Annotated in this window: 25 protein-coding genes; 18 read left to right on the top strand and 7 right to left on the bottom strand. The window is 68.1% G+C overall.

Translation table 11 applies throughout. From position 1 onward, the window contains the following. Window positions 1–18 precede the first annotated feature (18 nt). Window positions 19–309, top strand: coding sequence for a hypothetical protein (locus ACIOTO_RS00860; protein WP_215067109.1), 291 nt, complete (start codon window positions 19–21; stop codon window positions 307–309). A gap of 81 nt (window positions 310–390) precedes the next feature. On the opposite strand, the gene ACIOTO_RS00855 is transcribed toward ACIOTO_RS00860, so the two are convergent. Then, on the bottom strand, window positions 391–1,677 hold the full coding sequence (locus tag ACIOTO_RS00855) for a DNA recombination protein RmuC (protein ID WP_400855957.1): 1,287 nt from the start codon (window positions 1,675–1,677) through the stop codon (window positions 391–393). A gap of 64 nt (window positions 1,678–1,741) precedes the next feature. Beyond that, window positions 1,742–2,335 carry an exonuclease domain-containing protein gene (locus ACIOTO_RS00850; RefSeq protein WP_400855954.1) on the bottom strand — a complete coding sequence of 198 codons (594 nt, stop codon included), beginning with the start codon at window positions 2,333–2,335 and terminating at the stop codon, window positions 1,742–1,744. Window positions 2,336–2,394: 59 nt separating this feature from the next. Here ACIOTO_RS00850 and ACIOTO_RS00845 point away from each other — a divergent pair, with 59 nt between their 5' ends. Continuing rightward, a complete protein-coding gene (locus ACIOTO_RS00845) occupies window positions 2,395–3,135 on the top strand; it encodes a class I SAM-dependent methyltransferase (RefSeq protein WP_400855953.1) in 741 nt (246 codons plus the stop codon). Between the two features lie 88 nt (window positions 3,136–3,223). Here the strand turns inward: ACIOTO_RS00845 and ACIOTO_RS00840 are convergent, their stop codons facing one another. Genes ACIOTO_RS00840 through ACIOTO_RS00830 form a run of 3 tightly spaced genes read right to left on the bottom strand, consistent with a single transcriptional unit; the run spans window position 3,224 to window position 5,504 of the window. After that, window positions 3,224–4,666, bottom strand: coding sequence for a recombinase family protein (locus ACIOTO_RS00840; protein WP_400855952.1), 1,443 nt, complete (start codon window positions 4,664–4,666; stop codon window positions 3,224–3,226). Continuing rightward, on the bottom strand, window positions 4,666–5,124 hold the full coding sequence (locus ACIOTO_RS00835) for an ImmA/IrrE family metallo-endopeptidase (protein ID WP_400855951.1): 459 nt from the start codon (window positions 5,122–5,124) through the stop codon (window positions 4,666–4,668). The genes ACIOTO_RS00840 and ACIOTO_RS00835 overlap by 1 nt, the downstream gene beginning before the upstream one ends. After that, entirely contained in the window at window positions 5,124–5,504 is a 381-nt protein-coding gene (locus ACIOTO_RS00830; RefSeq protein ID WP_400855949.1) for a helix-turn-helix domain-containing protein, read from the bottom strand. Before ACIOTO_RS00830 ends, ACIOTO_RS00835 begins: the two co-directional genes overlap by 1 nt. Window positions 5,505–5,595: 91 nt before the next feature. Between ACIOTO_RS00830 and ACIOTO_RS00825 the strand changes: the two genes are divergently transcribed. The 7 genes from ACIOTO_RS00825 to ACIOTO_RS00795 all read left to right on the top strand — a co-directional run bounded on the left by ACIOTO_RS00825 (window position 5,596) and on the right by ACIOTO_RS00795 (window position 9,540). Further along, complete coding sequence (locus ACIOTO_RS00825) at window positions 5,596–5,835, top strand: helix-turn-helix domain-containing protein (RefSeq protein ID WP_400855946.1); 240 nt, start codon at window positions 5,596–5,598, stop codon at window positions 5,833–5,835. 103 nt (window positions 5,836–5,938) lie between these two features. Continuing rightward, window positions 5,939–6,247 (top strand): hypothetical protein, encoded by a 309-nt coding sequence (locus tag ACIOTO_RS00820; protein WP_400855944.1) that lies wholly within the window; start codon window positions 5,939–5,941, stop codon window positions 6,245–6,247. Beyond that, the gene (locus ACIOTO_RS00815; RefSeq protein WP_400855943.1) at window positions 6,244–6,990 is read left to right on the top strand and encodes a phage antirepressor KilAC domain-containing protein; all 747 of its coding nucleotides are present in this window, start codon (window positions 6,244–6,246) and stop codon (window positions 6,988–6,990) included. The genes ACIOTO_RS00820 and ACIOTO_RS00815 overlap by 4 nt, the downstream gene beginning before the upstream one ends. A gap of 64 nt (window positions 6,991–7,054) precedes the next feature. Beyond that, on the top strand, window positions 7,055–7,378 hold the full coding sequence (locus ACIOTO_RS00810) for a hypothetical protein (RefSeq protein ID WP_400855941.1): 324 nt from the start codon (window positions 7,055–7,057) through the stop codon (window positions 7,376–7,378). Then, a complete protein-coding gene (locus tag ACIOTO_RS00805) occupies window positions 7,375–8,352 on the top strand; it encodes a hypothetical protein (RefSeq protein WP_400855940.1) in 978 nt (325 codons plus the stop codon). Before ACIOTO_RS00810 ends, ACIOTO_RS00805 begins: the two co-directional genes overlap by 4 nt. Beyond that, window positions 8,342–9,106, top strand: coding sequence for a hypothetical protein (locus ACIOTO_RS00800; RefSeq protein WP_400855938.1), 765 nt, complete (start codon window positions 8,342–8,344; stop codon window positions 9,104–9,106). Before ACIOTO_RS00805 ends, ACIOTO_RS00800 begins: the two co-directional genes overlap by 11 nt. After that, window positions 9,106–9,540: a hypothetical protein gene (locus ACIOTO_RS00795; RefSeq protein WP_400855936.1), complete on the top strand. Its 435-nt coding sequence runs from the start codon at window positions 9,106–9,108 to the stop codon at window positions 9,538–9,540. The genes ACIOTO_RS00800 and ACIOTO_RS00795 overlap by 1 nt, the downstream gene beginning before the upstream one ends. Window positions 9,541–9,557: 17 nt before the next feature. On the opposite strand, the gene ACIOTO_RS00790 is transcribed toward ACIOTO_RS00795, so the two are convergent. Continuing rightward, window positions 9,558–9,815, bottom strand: coding sequence for a hypothetical protein (locus tag ACIOTO_RS00790; protein ID WP_400855934.1), 258 nt, complete (start codon window positions 9,813–9,815; stop codon window positions 9,558–9,560). Window positions 9,816–9,887: 72 nt separating this feature from the next. Continuing rightward, window positions 9,888–10,115 (bottom strand): hypothetical protein, encoded by a 228-nt coding sequence (locus tag ACIOTO_RS00785; RefSeq protein ID WP_400855933.1) that lies wholly within the window; start codon window positions 10,113–10,115, stop codon window positions 9,888–9,890. 26 nt (window positions 10,116–10,141) lie between these two features. Between ACIOTO_RS00785 and ACIOTO_RS00780 the strand changes: the two genes are divergently transcribed. From ACIOTO_RS00780 to ACIOTO_RS00740, 9 genes are all read left to right on the top strand, one after another. Beyond that, the gene (locus tag ACIOTO_RS00780) at window positions 10,142–11,593 is read left to right on the top strand and encodes a DNA cytosine methyltransferase (RefSeq protein ID WP_400855932.1); all 1,452 of its coding nucleotides are present in this window, start codon (window positions 10,142–10,144) and stop codon (window positions 11,591–11,593) included. Next, entirely contained in the window at window positions 11,590–12,000 is a 411-nt protein-coding gene (locus ACIOTO_RS00775) for a hypothetical protein (RefSeq protein ID WP_400855931.1), read from the top strand. The genes ACIOTO_RS00780 and ACIOTO_RS00775 overlap by 4 nt, the downstream gene beginning before the upstream one ends. Before the next feature lie 321 nt (window positions 12,001–12,321). Continuing rightward, window positions 12,322–12,945 carry a hypothetical protein gene (locus ACIOTO_RS00770; RefSeq protein WP_400855930.1) on the top strand — a complete coding sequence of 208 codons (624 nt, stop codon included), beginning with the start codon at window positions 12,322–12,324 and terminating at the stop codon, window positions 12,943–12,945. A gap of 156 nt (window positions 12,946–13,101) precedes the next feature. After that, a complete protein-coding gene (locus ACIOTO_RS00765; RefSeq protein ID WP_400855928.1) occupies window positions 13,102–13,653 on the top strand; it encodes a hypothetical protein in 552 nt (183 codons plus the stop codon). Beyond that, a complete protein-coding gene (locus ACIOTO_RS00760) occupies window positions 13,653–14,129 on the top strand; it encodes a single-stranded DNA-binding protein (protein WP_400855926.1) in 477 nt (158 codons plus the stop codon). The genes ACIOTO_RS00765 and ACIOTO_RS00760 overlap by 1 nt, the downstream gene beginning before the upstream one ends. Next, window positions 14,107–14,406: a hypothetical protein gene (locus ACIOTO_RS00755; protein WP_400855924.1), complete on the top strand. Its 300-nt coding sequence runs from the start codon at window positions 14,107–14,109 to the stop codon at window positions 14,404–14,406. The genes ACIOTO_RS00760 and ACIOTO_RS00755 overlap by 23 nt, the downstream gene beginning before the upstream one ends. Next, entirely contained in the window at window positions 14,399–15,340 is a 942-nt protein-coding gene (locus ACIOTO_RS00750) for a hypothetical protein (protein WP_400855923.1), read from the top strand. Before ACIOTO_RS00755 ends, ACIOTO_RS00750 begins: the two co-directional genes overlap by 8 nt. Beyond that, complete coding sequence (locus ACIOTO_RS00745; RefSeq protein ID WP_400855922.1) at window positions 15,337–15,558, top strand: hypothetical protein; 222 nt, start codon at window positions 15,337–15,339, stop codon at window positions 15,556–15,558. Before ACIOTO_RS00750 ends, ACIOTO_RS00745 begins: the two co-directional genes overlap by 4 nt. Window positions 15,559–15,677: 119 nt before the next feature. Next, entirely contained in the window at window positions 15,678–16,334 is a 657-nt protein-coding gene (locus ACIOTO_RS00740; RefSeq protein ID WP_400855920.1) for a hypothetical protein, read from the top strand. Window positions 16,335–16,336 lie beyond the last annotated feature (2 nt).

Below are 16,336 nucleotides of genomic sequence, written 5' to 3'. Positions count from 1 at the left end.
GCACAGGAGGGCGAACGGATGACAACGCAGCACACGAGCGGCTCGAAGGCCGCCGCGACGAAGATCATCACGACGAACACCGGGCGAATTCTCCGAGTGAGCGCCGACGCCGAGCCGGGCGTCGCAGCCACCCCGCCCGTGACCACCCCGCCGGCGGCGATCGCCGATCCGGCTCGCCGCGCTGACGTGCTGTTCCGCGTCCGCCGCGACGAGGGCCATGAGATCAGTGCCTGGTGGATGATCGGAGCTTTCCTCGCCACCAGTGGCCTCGTGATCCTGCTGCTCAGCGGCGTACCCGGTATCGCCTGAGGCGCTGCTCGACCGTTCGTCCGCGCGCTACGCCGTAGGCCGCAGTGCAGGCGTGACGGCGGTGCACAGCGTCGGTGGCCCCTAGATCTCGTCGAGACGAACCCGTACCTCGCCCACGTCCGCGCGCACCGATGCCGCACCGATGTGGTCGGTGGCTTCTGACGTTTCAGCCACGGATTCGTCCCCTCGCCCGTCGGCGGCGATCAGCTCGGGAGCCGTGAAGCGTCGTCCTGTGCTCTCCGTCACTGCCGGAACGGACGCGAGAGCCGCAGCATCGACGCCGGGGAACTGCCGCGCCGTCACGAGCACGCGCGTCTCGAGGGAGCCGGCGAAGCGGTTGTAGCTGTCGACCGTGCGCTCCAGGGCGCGGCGCAGGTCGTCGGCGTGCCCGGCGAGAGTGCCCAACCGGTCATAGAGCTGCGTGCCGAGGGCGAGCAGCGTGCGTGCCTCGGTCGACACCTCCTGCTGCGTCCACGTGAAAGCCACGGTCTTCAGGACGGCCCAGAGATTCACGGGAGACGCGAGAGCCACTCGTCGGCTGAACGCGTAGTCGAGCAGGGTGGGGTCTTCGTCGATGGCCGCGGCGAGCAGCGACTCGCTCGGCAGGAAGCAGATCACGAACTCGGGACTCGCGTCGAGTCCGGCCCAGTACGCCTTCTTGGCCAGGGCATCGATGTGCGCGCGGACGGCCTTGACGTGCTTCTGCATGAGGGATCGCCGCTGCGGTTCCTGGGCGTCGCCCGCCGACAGCGCCGATGCCTCGAGATACGCGTCGAGCGGCACCTTGGCGTCGACCGCGATGGAGCTGCCGCCGGCGAGACGGATGACCATGTCGGGCCGACCCTGGCCCCGGTCGGAGGAGATCGTCGCCTGCAGATCGAAGTCGATGTGGCGTGTGAGCCCTGCCGCTTCCACCACGCGGCGTAACTGCGTCTCGCCCCACACTCCGCGCGTGGCTGTCGAGCGCAGCGCTCCGGCGAGGGACTCCGTCGTCGCCCGCAGCGCCTCGTCGGACTCCTGCGCGCGTCGCAACTGCTCCTCCAGCGTGCCGAACTGGGCGTGACGCTCGCGCTCGATCGCGGTGACTTTCGTCTGCATCTGCTGCAGGCTCTCCCGCACCGGAGCCAGCGCCGTCAGCACCGCGTTCTGCTGCTGCACGCGCTGCGCCTCGGCTCGCTGCTCGTTCCGTGAGTGCTCGACGGCATCGCGGTAGAGGTCGTACTGGCGGTCGCGGTCGTCGCGCGCGGCGGCCAGCTCGGCCTGAGCGCGCGCGAGATCAGCGGCCCCACGTCCTGCGTGCAGGAACCAGCCCACAGCGACACCCGCCGCGAGGGCGACGAGGAGGAGAACCACAGCCAGAGCATCCATGTGTTCATGATGCGGCCGGCATCGGACATTACGAGGTCGCCGCGCACGGGAGCGGTGTGTCGGCTCAGGCGACGGCGCGCTCCAGAGCAGGCGCGACGGGTGCGGTGACGCGCAGGCTCAGCGCGTCGGCGAGCGCGAACACGTCGGCGGCACCCGCCCTGGCGGCCGCATCGATCACGATCTGCGCGCAGGCACGAGCATCGGCGAGGGCATCGTGGTGCGCGAACTCCTCGAATCCGGCGGCGGCTGCGGCGACGGGCAGGCGATAGGAGTCGAGCACATACGTCTTCCGCGCGACCTGCAAGCTGCAGAGCGAGCGGTACGGCGGGCAGAGCTGCCCCGTCGCCTCCGAGGCGCGGCGCAGCACGTTGAGGTCGAAGTCGGCGTTGTGGGCGACGAGCACGTCGGCTCCGGCGAAGGCGCAGAGTCTGTCGAACTGGTCGACCCACGTGGCAGCCGACAGCACATCCTCCGGCTGGATGCCGTGGATCCGCACGTTCCACTCCTGGAACTCGTCGTGACCGGGCGGCGGCTGGATGAGCCATCCGGTGGTGGCGACGACCTCGCCGCCGCGCACACGGACCAGTCCGACGGAACAGGCGGAGGCGGGGCTGGAGTTCGCGGTCTCGAAGTCGATCGCAGTGAAGTCCAGTGGCACGTCTCCACTCTCACCCCGAGGTCGGCGACCAGGCGGGAGACTCGCCGTAGGCTGGCCGCATGGCTGAGGACATGGCGACGTCGTTCGGAGCACAGGCCGGGGATTACGAGGTCGGCAGACCCGAGTATCCCTTCGAGGCGGTGGCGTGGATGCTCGAGCGGATGCCGCACGGAACCCGCCGTATCGCCGATGTCGGTGCCGGCACGGGCAAGCTCACGCGGGTCCTGACGGAAGCGCCGGATGCCGAGGTCGTCGCGATCGATCCGGATTCCGAGATGCTCGCGACGCTGCGCGGAGCCGTGCCGGGCGTGCCGACCTTCGTGGGGTCGGCAGAGCGGCTGCCCCTTCCGGATGCCAGCGTCGACGCCGTCGTCCTGGGGCAGGCCTGGCACTGGGCCGATCCCGTCGCCGGATCCGCCGAGATCGGTCGGGTCGTACGCAGCGGGGGAGTGCTGGGCCTCGTCTGGAACATCCGCGACGATCGGGTCGCATGGGTGCGCCGGTTGACCGAGATCATGCACGGCAGCCACGCCGAGAACATGCTCGCCGAGGGAGATCCTGTCGTCGCTGCACCGTTCAGCTCGCTCGAACAGGAGCGCTGGGAGTGGGTCCGCCCCATCACGCGCGACCTGCTGCACCGCATGGCGGCGTCGCGCAGCTACATCATCACCGCCTCCGACGATGAGAAGGCTCGGATCCGGGGCGACCTCGACGCGCTGTTCGACGAGCTCGATCTGCACGGCGACACGACCATCGATCTTCCGTACGTGACACGGGCCTACCGCGCCGTCCGCGACTGAGGAGCGGCCTTCCGCAGGGCGATGGGGGTGGGGCCAGGTAGACTCGTGCCCCGTGGCTCTCACTATCGGCATCGTCCGATGCGTGCGTCTAACTCCGCGAGAGAGCGGACGCGATCCGGATGCGCGGCGAGGCGCCGGGAGGGTCGACGTCGATGCGGTCGACGAGTAGGCGCAAGGCCTCGCGTCGGCGCTGAACGGGCATGTCGGGCCACTGTGCCACCAGGTCGCCGACGAACGCGATTGGCTGCACAGTCTGCTGCGCCGCGTGCCGTGTGAGCTCGGCAGACAGCTCGGCCTGCTCGGCCTCGAGCTGCGCGCGGATGCGCTGATAGGCGTCGTTCGGAATGGTGCCGTCGACGACCTTCATCGTCGCCGCGTCGAGGCGTTGCGTGACCTGGGCGATGCGGCGGGCGATCTCCTTCGTCGGATCCTGCACAAGCTGCGGCCGACGGGGTGCACGGCGTGCTGCTTCGTTTAGTTCGTCGCGGATCTCGGCGAGCCATGCGAGCACGGCGTCGTCGATGATGTGCGCGGCGAGTGACGCATCGGGGTGTCGGGTGTATTGCGCCGAGTCGGTGCACGCGTAGCGGGGGCGGCCGTGGTCGGTGCGTCCCCCCATTCGGCCGCCGCAGTGGCAGTAGATGAATCCGGAGTACGTGTACGGCGATCGTTCGGCCCGCGGCCGGCGGCGACGGGCATCGCGGGCGTGCTGGTAGCGCGTCCATTCCTCCGCGGTGATGACAGGCGGGTGCGCGCCGTCGTGGAGGTCGCCGCGGAATAGGACGAGGCCAGCTCCGAAACCGCTGTCGAGGAGGCGGAGGATCGATGCGGTGTTCCAGCGTGCGTAGCGGGCGTGCGCTCCGTCTTCGCCGGGCGCGGCGTCGGGTGCGCTGAAGCGCTGCGCGATCTCCCACGCTGCCTCACCAGCGGCGTAGGCACGGTACATGCTGGCGAGCTTCGGCCCTTCGACGGGATCGATCTCGTATGTGCCTGTCTCGCGTGAGTAGGCGTACCCGAAGTGGCGTTGGCCGTTCGGGGTGAGTCCGTGGCGGACCCGGCGCTCGAGGGTCTCTTTCCAGGTCGCGCCGATGGAGCGCGCCATGAAGTCGGCGTGCTCGACCATGACGCCGCGGCCGAACCGTCCGGCGGGGGATGAGTCGTTGGGTTCGGTGGCTGAGAGGATCGCGCCGCCGGCTGTGTCGATGCGGTCTTCGGCGACCGCCCACTTCAGCTTGTTGCGTGCTGCGCGGTCGATGCGCCAGACGACGAGAACGTCGGCCGCGCTCTGCTCGATGCGCTCGCAGCCGTACGCGAGCCGGTTCCACCATGCGGAGCGCTTCCGCGATCCTGATTCGTCGATGCCCTCGATCCACTCGACGATGTCGATGTTCTCGCGCGCGGCGAACTCGCTGATGACGTGCCGCTGGATCTCGGGGCTCGTCATGTTGTCGCGCTCTTTCGAGACGCGGATCGCGGCGATGCCGCGGCGTCGTTCTGGGATGACGCGGAGGCGTCGCGCAGCCGTGGGCATCAGGCTGCGCCGATGCGGTGCGCCCACTGGCCGGCGCCCATCTTCGGGGCGACGTAGACGTCTTCGCCGATGCGGACGAGGACGCGTCGGAAGGCTTCGACGATGTCGGTCGTGACCCGGAGGGCGATCGCCATCGCGTCGAGGTGTCCCTCGTGCCGGGCCTCCTCCACGCGATAGTCATGTGGATCGATGAGTTGCATCGCGGCCCATTCATCCGCGCGACGCTCCTGCTTCGCGTTTAGCGGGCCGAACATCGTCGGGGTGTCCCCGAAGACTGCGTGGCAGCATTCGTGCGCGAGCGTGCTCACGTAGCGGCGGAACCGCAGATCGTGCTGGATACGAATCAGCCGCTCGTCGTGCACGTACTCGCCGTCGCGATCGGGCGGTAGGTCGCAGAACTCGACGCGCACGCCGAGCGTGTCGAGTGAGCCGTACAGCTCCAGAATCTTCGAGTCCATCAGAACTCCCCCTCATCCCCTCCGGGGTCGCGAGACTTCTTCTTCGCGACCGCGCGCTCATCCTGCACGAGAGCGGGGACATCGCGCCTGCGCATAGGAGTGACGTTCGTGGGTGCATCGCGCTCGCCGAGCTCCTCGACCATGCGGTCGTAGGCGTGCTCCACGATCGTGCGCGGTTCGAGGTCGAGCACCTCGCAGACCTCGCAGAGGACGGCGATTGGGATCTCGGTCTTGCCGTTCAGCCAACGGTTGAGGTTCGCGTCGGCGCGGCCGATCTGCTCGGCCACCGCCTTCGCCGTGAGCGCTCGGGAAACGATCGCTCCCTTGAGCTCAAGGCCCACGTATCGGCCGAAAAGTTCTCCGCGCTGTCTCGTAGTCACGGGTCTAAGTATGCACCCAGTCAACCCAATTGTCTAGATTGATCATTCGGTTAACTTGACGGTTGATCGCGTGATGAGGATGATTGACCACATGATCAATCCAGTTGCCTCGGAAGTCGGTTCAGCGGTCGACGCCGCCATCAAGACCGCGGGTCGCACGAAGGTCTCAGTGTCGGACGAGTCCGGCATCCCGTACCCGACTCTGAACCGCAAGGTCGCGGGAAAGTCGGAGTTCTCGTTCACCGAACTGCTCCTCATCGCTGAGTGCCTTGAGGTGTCGCCCGCCACGTTCGTGCCTAGCGCCTTCCTCCCGCTGGCGGTGGCGTCGTGACCGTCGACCTGACGCGCGAGGAGCGCATCATGGCCGCCGCGATCATCATGCGCGATGCCATCGAAGAGATGGCCGCTCACGAGCACGAAACGGCGAAGGCCGCATGAACTCCCGGTCTGGGGGCCGGGTGCCCGCTGGGGTATCGGGTCAGGCGGGTCGGGGCACCGTGGGGACGGATGCCCCGACCACGCCGAACGACTCGATCGATCTGGCCGTGGCGCTGTTCAGCCCCGTGCTGTGGGTGGCCGCCGCAGGATACGCCGCCGCCACCGTGACGCTCGTCTACGCAGCCTGCATGCTCGCGCCCTGGGGGCTGCTGCTCCTCATCCTCGCGCTCGGCACGCTCGCGGACGCCGTGCTCTCCGGCCTCATCGCATTCGGCATCTCGCGCCTTGAGGCGGACCCGGCATGAGCGCGCTCGAGGTGTTCCAGTACACCGACCGCGAGGTGCGCACGGTGACGCTCGACGGTGAGGCGTGGTTCGTGCTCGCAGACATCTGCGGAGTGCTCGAGATCTCGAACGTTGGCAACGTCGCTGCGCGTCTCGACGAGGCTGACATCCGTCAGGCGGATATCAGCTCGGGCGGCCAGCGCCGCGCGGTCACGATTGTCTCCGAGTCCGGTATGTACGAGGTCGTCATCCGGTCCGACAAGCCCGAGGCGCGCCGGTTCCGCTGGTGGGTCACGCACGAGGTCATCCCAGCGATCCGCCGCACCGGCAGCTACGCCGTCGAGACGCCCGAGCAGCTCATGGCTCGCGCCGTGCTCAACGCGCAGGAGATCATCGCCCGCAAGGACGAGCAGATCGCCGTGCTCGTGCCGATGGCTGAGGCATGGGAGGAGATCGCCGACGCCGGCACAGACTACGCCGTGCGCGATGTCGCCCCGATGCTGAGCCGCGCCGGTATCGAGACCGGGCCGCAGCGACTGTTCGAAACGCTTCACGAACTCGGCTGGATCTACCGCGGCGAGAAGCAGCGGTGGACACCGTACGCGAAGGCAGTCGACGCCGGGTATCTCAAGGTCCGCGCGATGCCGCCGTACCGCGACCGCGACACCGGCGACCTCAAGCCCGCAGCCCCGCAGGTGCGCGTCACCGCGAAGGGCGTCGAACGACTCCGCGTCCGCCTCGGCGCGGGCGCACTCACAACCTGACCCCACACACGAAAGCGGGGCGCCCGTTGCACCGGACGCCCCACCGAAAACGAAAGGCAAGCACATGCCTCAGACACAGGATACCGACGACAACGTCGCCCCGGTGGACGACTTCACCCCACTCACGGCGGACATGCACCTCAGCGTCGCCGACCGCACCGCGCCCGTGATCGACGGACCGATCGCGACCGATCACCGCAGCATCTGGCCGCTCGCGCCGGCGCGCATGCTCCTCGTCGTCGCCGCGCTCGTTGTCGCCGCGATCTGCGGACCGGCCGCAGCGGACCCCGCCACCGGGGTAAACGGTGCCGATCTCGGCGTCCTCATCAGCCTCGCGACGTTCGTCGCCGCGTTCCTCATCCCGCTCCCGAAGAAGGATCCGTCATGACCCCTCAGATCACCGCCGCCCGACTCGTCGTCCCGGACGACGCGCCCCGCACCGTCTGGATGCTCGAGCGCGGCGAGGGCGTCACCGCCTCCGACGCGTGGAAGATCGCCCGCGCCGGCATCAAGGCCCGCCGCACGATCGTCGAGCAGAAGATGAACGGCTCCACCTTCCGGGGCAACAAGGCCACGAACGCCGGGCACGCTCGCGAAGCCGCACTCCTCGACGAGGCGGCCGAGCGCCTCGCTTCGCTCACCCCGAACGGCGCGCTCTGGGCCGCCGCTGACAACGACCTGCACCGTGCAACCCCCGACGCGATCGGTGTCGACCAGGGCGGCGCTCTCGTCGTCATCGAGGTGAAGTCGCACGAGTTCGGGTGGAAGTCGGACGCGATCCCCGTCGAGCACATGGCGCAGATGCAGTGGCAGATCCACGTGCTCGGCGCCGACTACGCGCTCTACGGCTTCGAGGTCCGTGACGAGAACGACATGCCGCCGATTGCCGGGGCGACGTGGATCCCGGTGCCTCGTGACGAGGAGATGATCGCGTGGCTCGTCGAGCGCGCGGACGACTTCATCGCGTGGCGCGACGCCGGATGTCCCGACGTCGACGACCTCCCCGAAGAGGTGACGGACGCGGTTGCCGAGTGGGCGCCACGGAAGCGCCAGCTTGACGCCGCGGTGAAGGCCGAGAAGGTCGCGAACGACAAGGTCAAGGCAGCGACCGCGAAGCTCCCCGGCGCGCAGCGCTTCGGCGCAGTCGGCATGACCGAGCACGGCGGATTCCAGACCACGGTCTCGGAGACGACGTCGATCGACGAGGCCGCTTGGAAGGCCGCTGCGCCCGAGGTGCACGGCCACGTCGAGATGCTGCGCGTCGAACTCGCCGTGCTCGAGGCATCCGCACTCAAGCACTTCCCGCGCACGACCCGGAAGGCACCCGCACTGAAGTTCCAGGAGGTCGAGAATGTCGACTGAGCTCGTAGAGAAGAAGACCATCGGCGAGGTCGAGCACATCGTGCACGCCTCCGGACTCTGGGACGGCACCGGCCCGGTCGAGTTCTCCAACGACGGCGACACCTGGGTCGAGGCGTGGGCGCCGACCGTCGAGACCGGAAGCGACGGCGAGGTGATCTCGGTCGAGATCGCGCACCCCGAATTCGCCCGCGTCGAGGTGTACCGCAAGGACGTGCGGATCCCGACGAAGGTCACGATCCGCTGGGCCGAGCAGTACCCCGCCGCATCCGAGGAATGGTCCGGCAAGTGGGACCGATCGCCGATGCGCCACCTCGGCCGAACCGTGCGCATGGTCGCGTTCCGGCAGACGTTCCGCGACCTCCTCGGCGATATCCGCATCGAGGAGGAGATCGACGAGCGCGACCTGCCCGCCACGGCCGCGGCGTCGGCATCGGACGCCGCGCCCGCCGTGCGCGACTGGGACGCGGAGATCGCCGCGGCCGAGACGGTCGAGCAGATCGACCAGGTCGAGGCGGACGCCCGTGCCGCGCGCGTGTTCACCCCGGACGCTGCCGGCACCGCCCGTCACCGCGCGCTGCGCGCCCGCCGCAAGGCGATCGTCGAGTCCGCGTGGGCGCTCGACCATGCCACCGCGCCGACCCCTGAGCCGGTGCAGACGCCAGCGGCGGCCGATCGGCCCGCGCCGCGCGACTACCTGCCGCCGCAGAACCGCGCCGACCGCCGCGCCGCGCGCCGCAAGAGGGGACGCCGCTGATGTACACCAACCCCAGCACGGGCGAGGTCATGACCACCGAAGCCGCGACGTTCGCCATCAAGGCCGGCGCGCAGCTCCTCGACTACCAGGCCACCAACCCCACCGAGATGGAGTACTTCATCCGGGAAACGGTCGGGCTGATGGAGAAGCTGCCCGACGTGATGCTCGAGATCAACGCCCGCCGCTACAACGCCGAGCGCGCCTACATCGCGAAGAAGCAGACCCAGCTCGCCCACTACGGCCGCAACAACGTCCCCGCGACATTCGCCCGCGCGATGGCCGACACCGACGCGCAGGCCGAGCTCGAGGCATGGCACAACGTCAAAGCCGAGTACCACTACGCCGCGGGCACCGAGCGCGCCCTGCGCACGAAGGTCAACTCGATGCTCAACATCAACCGCGCTATCGCCGCGCAGTTCGGGGCGCACCGATGAGCGCGGTCAGGGCGAGCTCAGAAATGCTCGTAGAAGAACGACCACGCATCCCATCCGCCGCCGACTGCGCCAACACCCGGTGCCGGCGTGAGGAAGAAGGAATCTCTGCCGTCCTGCTCCAGGATCGCGAGGTAGGACGGGTTCAGGTCGTATCGCACTTCGAAGGCATTCTCTCCGACGCGCGTGACCGTGACGGGGTTCCCGGAGGATCCGCCGTTGAACTTCACGGACTCGCCGATTGTCGCCGGGAGTTCAGGCACAGCGTTTTCAGTCATGCCCGAACTCTATCGGGGGCCAATCGTGTGTGTGGAGCGAGGGGGGAAGGTACGTGCCGCGCTTCGGCGCAGTCAGTCGAGGTCCTCGTAGTCATCGCGATACCCGCGAGCCGCTGTGAAATGGAGGGGGACACCGGGGCCGATGTGCACGCCGACCATCGTGTTGGGGGCGTTCACCGGGTAGAAGTGCCAGACCAGTTGTCGGCCCTGCTGAAGCTGGTACTCGATCTTGTCCTTGTCCTCGATGGAGATCAGAAATTCAGTCCCGTTGTAGTGGAGCGTCACATCCTGCTTCGACATGCCCGCACTCTATCGGGGGTGACCCGATGAGCGCGCTGCGCTGCGACGCGCACTTCGGCACCAGCGATCGCCGCTGCATACGCCCCGCCGGGCACTCCCAGCCCCTGCATACGATCCCGGGTGAGATCAGCTGGCCGGACACGCTCGTGATGCGCCGCTCACGGGCCGCGCGCTTCCGCTCGGGCGAGCTGTTCGCCGGCGTCGGTGGGCTTGGCATGGCTGTCGACGAGGTGTTCAACGCGACTCCAGCGTGGTTCTGCGAGTTCGACGCCGCCCCGTCAAAGGTGCTCGCACATCACTTCCCGAACGTGCCGAACTTCGGTGACGTCCGCTCCGTCGACTGGTCAACCACCGAACGCGTGGACATTCTCGCCGGCGGGTTCCCCTGCCAGGACGTGTCGCTCGCCGGCCGCCGTCGCGGCATGAACGACGGCACCCGTTCAGGACTCTGGTCAGAGTTCGCGAAAGCCATTGATGAGATTCGACCCGATTGGGTGGTGATTGAGAATGTCCGAGGACTCCTATCAGCGGATGCCGCTGTCGAGATGGAATCCTGCCCGCTCTGTGTGGGAGACGACCCAGAGCATGTTCTGCGGGCACTTGGAGCTGTACTCGGAGACCTGGCCGAGCTCGGGTTCGATGCGGAATGGGTCGGCCTACGAGCAGCCGACATCGGAGCCCCGCACGGTCGATTCCGTGTCTTCATTCTCGCCTGGCCGCGCGAGCGAGTTGCTTCCGACGCCGTCCGCGCACCCGTTCGAGGGCGAACCGGAGGCATTCCTCGAACGGCGAGAGCGTTTGAAGCAGCAGGGAATCAATGGGAACGGGGCGGGCACCCCACTGGCTATCGCAGTGAGGATGCTTCCCTAGCGCTGCTGCCCACTCCCGACGCATATGCCGGGAGTCGTGGCGGGTCGCAGCATCCCGAGAAGAAGCGCGCCGGTAACCACATGGTGACGCTGCAGGACGTGGCCGAGTTCACGTTGCTGCCGACCCCATCGGTCTCGAACAGCCATGGCAACGAAGTGAACGGACGGGGCGAGCCCCTGCTACCGGGCGTAGTCCATCTACTGCCGACCCCGAACGTGGCGATGGCGGATGGAGGCCAGACCTCGAGGTCCGGCGATCGCAAAGGCGAGCTTTTGCTCGGTGGAGTCGCAGCCGAGCATGCGACCGAGTGGGGGCCGTACGCGGCAGCGATCGCGCGATGGGAGCGGATCGTGGATCGCCATGCCTCGAGCCCCGTTCGGCTCGACGGGAAGAACGGCAAAGCCCGCCTGAACCCTCAGTTCACGGAATGGATGATGGGTTGGCCTGCTGGCTGGGTGACGGCGCCCGACATCGGGCTGTCTCGCGCGGAGCAGCTCAAGGCGTGCGGGAACGGTGTCGTGCCGCAGCAGGCGGCGGCGGCGCTGCGTGTGCTGCTTGCCCGCCCCGGTGTGCCAGCGCTCTTCGAGTCGATGGCGGTGGCGTCGTGAGCAAGCCGACTGAAGAGATCCGCCGCGGTGTGTACCTCCGCGATGGCTACCGCTGCGTCATGTGCGGTGCGCTCGATCTGACATTTCAGCACCGTCGCGCGGTCGGGGCGGGCGGCTCCAAGAACATCCCGACGGCCGTCGATGGCCTCAGCCTCTGCATGATCTGCAATGGAGCGTGCGAGGCCGAGCTGCAGACCAAGGCGCTCGCGAACGGCTGGAAGGTCCGACGCTGGGTGACCTGCCCTGAGCGGGTGCCGGTGTACTTCCCGCACGAGTTCGCCTGGTATCGCCTAGAGGGCCTGAACCGGATCAGGATTTCGGCTGCCGTAGCGATGGAGATGGGCTGCTCGGTGTACGGCGACCAGTGGATGCAGTGGCGGCTTCGCGCGATCGCGGGTGTCGCATGAAGCGTCCGACGATCGGCACGGTGTACGCCGTGTACTGGCCTACCGAGCAGGTGCTGAAGGTTGGCATCATGTGGCGCGACTCTCGCATCCGGCACATGGTCGACACCGGCGGTGAGGTGCTGATGATGATGCGCGACAGCCCCGCCGGGTGGGAGCCGTACGCGCTCCGCGAGCTCGCGAAGACCTGGCCGCGTGCCTTCGCCACCGCCGACGACTCCGAGATCATCCTGCGCCGCGGCCGCGGGTACACCGAGTGCTACCGGATTCCGCTCAACGAACTCCCGGCCGCAGTAGACGCAATCCTGAGGGGCACGATTCGCCATGACGCTGAGCAGACCAAGAACGATGACGGTCGAGGCGTTCCGGCAGATCCGTCGACTCCCGCCGGCGCTGAGAGCGACCGCCGAGGGTCTTCGGATGCATGCCGACGACCACGGCCGCGGACGCGTCGAGTTGAGGCAGATCCTCGCCGACGTGTATCCGGAGCAGTCCGACGTGACCGAGTCCGTCCTGGTGGATCACCTGCTCGAGCTGGCCGAAGCGGAAGTGCTCACGCTCTACGAGGACCGTGGTGTCTCCCTGTACGCGTTCACGCATTGGGGTCGCATCGACCGGCCGACGAAGTCCGAGCTTCCGGAGCCGCCACCATTCGCGAGGCGCTCGCGAGAGCCTCGCGAGTCACTCCTGGCGGGGGAGAGAGGGAGCGAGCGGGAGAGCGAGAGCGAGGGGGCGCGGGAGGGCGAGCGTGTGCGCGAGGGCGAGACTCCGTCAGCCCGCATGTCGCGAGAAGTGCTCCCACCGAATCCGTTCTGCGAGGACCATCCCGGCGGAGTGCTGGAACCCTGCATCGCTTGCCAAAACGCACGGCTCCGCAACAAGCACTTCCTGGATATCCGCCGCTGGGACATGAGACAGGGAGAGGGGTGGAGCGATGAGCCCTTCTGACGCCCTCATCGACTTCATCGACCTGACCACGGCCCGATTCGCGAGAGACCGCAGCTTCCGGCTCCGGTTGCTTGCCGAGGCCGATGAGACACCACGAGAGACCGCATACAGGATCCGCCGCGAATCAATGATCGCGGCACAGAGGAGGACAGCATCATGAGCAAGGACACGCAGATCCCCGTCGGGGAATTCATGGAGATCCGGGACGCCGTTGCGGGTGAGCTCCGGAAGGGCGCGAGCTCCCAGACACAGAAAACGACGCTGGTTCGCCAGGCTGAGGGGCTGATCCTCGCCGGGTACGTCGACATCGACGCAGTGCGCACCGATCAGCGCTTCGGCCCGGTATTGGCAGAGATCCTCGCTGAGGCCATGCGTTCAATCGAGAAGCACGGCGAGCAGCGTCACCTCCCGATGGGCACGGGGGCCGACGAGCGTCCACTTGCAACGATAGCCACCTTGGATGGCGCCACCGGCCTGCACCCGCACATGGACGCGGAGGAGATCGCGTCGGTCGCGACGCTCGACACGAAGGCGCATTCGGAGAACGAGGGTGGCGACGGGACGGTGACATGGTGGCAGATCCTTCGGGAAGAGGTCTTCGAAGCGGCTGCAGAGAACGGAACCCGCGAGCTGCGCGCCGAGCTCGTCCAGGTCGCCGCGGTCGTACTCAAGATGATCGACGCCCTCGACGCGAAGGTGGCCCGCTGATGGCTGCGGAGACCGTGATCACCGTCGTCGGCAACCTGACGGCCGACCCCGAGCTGCGCTACACGCAGAACGGCCTCCCGGTGGCGAACTTCACGATCGCGAGCACGCCGCGCATCTTCGACCGTGCCGCCGGCGAGTACAAGGACGGCGACGCTCTGTTCCTCCGGGCATCGGTCTGGCGGGAGTTCGCTGAGCACGTCGCCGGCAGCCTCACGAAGGGCATGCGCGTCATCGCTCAGGGTCGTCTCCGGCAGCGCTCGTATCAGGACCGCGAGGGCAACCAGCGCACGGCGATCGAGTTGGAGGTCGATGAGATCGGCCCGAGTCTGCGGTACGCGACGGCGCAGGTCACCCGCACCGCCAAGAGCACCGACGCGAAGGGATCAGCGGCGCAGCCGTCGAACGAAGAGCAGTGGGCGACTCCCGAGACGCCCACAGAGGGGGGATGGACCTTTGGCGACGACACACCGTTCTGAGGATGAGGACTCCTGCAAGTGGTGCCACGGGAAGCTGTCGATCATCGTGTCCCGTGACCCGGATGAGGAGGTCGACTGCGTCTGCACCGACAAGCCGGAAGAGACGGATGCCGACCGAGTGGATGCCTTCGCCCAGAGTGTCGGTCTCGAGCTGATGCCGTGGCAGCGCGACGTCGCGGTGCGCGCGCTCTCTGGCGAGCCGATCACGCTCGTCGGGGGCCGCCGCTCGGGGATGACGACGGCGAGGCGCATCGCGGAGGGGGTTCGACATGGCTGAGCGCTACTGCATCCGAGGGTGCGTGGTCAGCGGCGAGCATTACGCCGCCTGCGCCCACTCCGGCCCCGACTACACCGGCATGTTCCCGTGCAGGGGATGCGTCATGGTCGAGGCTCGCGACGGCGTCCTGCTCTGTGAGCGCTGCTACCGGAGTCTGCGCCGGCACCTCGAGGATGCAGCAGACATCGTCGGTCACCTCCGCTCGATCGCGGACCCGACGAAGGCCGCTGTCTTCGACCGGATCCGGGTGCAGTCGTCGTCGATCGAGATCCCGGCGCCCGTGGCCGCTGACCTCATCGATGCATCGAACGACATCACTACGACTCTGAACATGTGGGCGAACCATGTCGCGGGGGAGGACCGGCCCGGCGCTGGCCTCCCGGCCGGTGCGATGGCGGATGCCGCTCATGACGTGGTGCAGCTCGCCGTCGACGTGATCCTCGACGAGCTCGACCGCCTGGCGAACGACTCGCATCAGGTCTACTCGTTCTGTGAGGGGGTGATGGTCGTGCACAAGGATGCCCCGGATGTGTGGACGGTCGCGGATGCCGCCGTGCGCTGGCCGCTCGAAGACTCACCCCGGTGGGCGCAGGCCGCATGCCCGGTGTGTGACCTGATGGCCGTGAGGATCCAGCCCGGCCGCAACGGTCGCCCGTCTCGGTATCGGTGCACGACGGACGCCTGCGAGTGGGAGGCGAACTCGAAGGACGACGGCGGCCTGTGGGCGTCGGTGTTCGCCGAGCCAGCCCCGGCCGAGGTGCGACCCCATGACCCGCGCTGGCTGACCCTCGCGGACGCTGCACGCCTCGTGGAGCGCACCACGGGCACTGTCCGCAACTGGGTGACACAGAAGCTCCTCGCACCGGAGATGGGTCGCTACTGGCAGGACGACGTTCTCGCAGTGGCGGCCCAGAAGAGGGGAGAGGCCGCATGAGCACCTGGCTGACCCTTACGGAGGCCGCGAAGCGCATCCAGGGCGATGCTGCACTCGCGTCTGCTGAGCGCCGCATCCGCCGGTGGGTGGAGTCCGGTGACCTGAAGCCGCTCGCCGGCCGTTTCCGTGCCGCCGATGTTCTCGCCACTGAGAAGAAGATGCGGTCGCGTCGCGGTCGGCCGCGCAAGACGCCTGATGCGCGCGAGCGTGCGTCGTGAGGGTCTGCGCCTGGTGCAGGGGAGAGATCCCCGCGGCCGCGCGACGCGACGCCTTGTGCTGCTCCAAGCGGTGTCGACAAGCTCGGCACCGCTTCCGCTCCGGCGTAGGCGTCGCCGCGGTGGGGAGCGACGCTCCGCTGCGGCTGGCATATGCGGATCCGCCCTACCCGGGCCTGTCTCGCCGCTACTACGGCAATCACCCGGACTTCGCTGGCGAGGTCGACCATAGGCGTCTCATCGAGCAGCTCGACACATACGACGGCTGGGCCTTGTCGACGTCGGCTCGTGCGCTGCAGGAGGTGCTCGCACTTTGCCCGCCTGGATCGAGGGTCGCGGTGTGGGACCGAGGTGAGCGGCCTACGCGCAGTGCTGGCCCTCTGAACGCCTGGGAGCCCGTCATCTACCGTGGCGGGCGTCTGGATGCGTCGCGTTTCACCATGGCGGGCGAGAGGATCTGTCGCGACCGACTCGAGAACGCGTCGCGGCGACCAGGTGGACGCGTCGCGGAGGACCTCGACGACGCGTCGCTGGTGGCCGCCGACGACGCGTCGCGTGGATCCTCGCGACGCATCGACGTGCTGCGGTATCGGCCGGGCTCGCGCACGACGGACCCGGGACGGGTGATCGGGGCGAAGCCCGCCGCCTTCTGCCGATGGATGTTCGACCTCCTCGGCGCCGAACCGCAGGACGAATTCACCGACCTATTCGCAGGGTCCGGCGGAGTGATGCGGGCGTGGCATGCATTCGCCGGAATCGATGAGAGGAGCAGGGTGTGAGA

It is taken from the genome of Microbacterium sp. NPDC087592 (assembly GCF_044743585.1).
Lineage (GTDB): Bacteria > Actinomycetota > Actinomycetes > Actinomycetales > Microbacteriaceae > Microbacterium.
The sequence above is the reverse complement of the archived record's forward strand: the minus strand, read 5'-3'. Positions and strand labels throughout refer to the sequence as shown.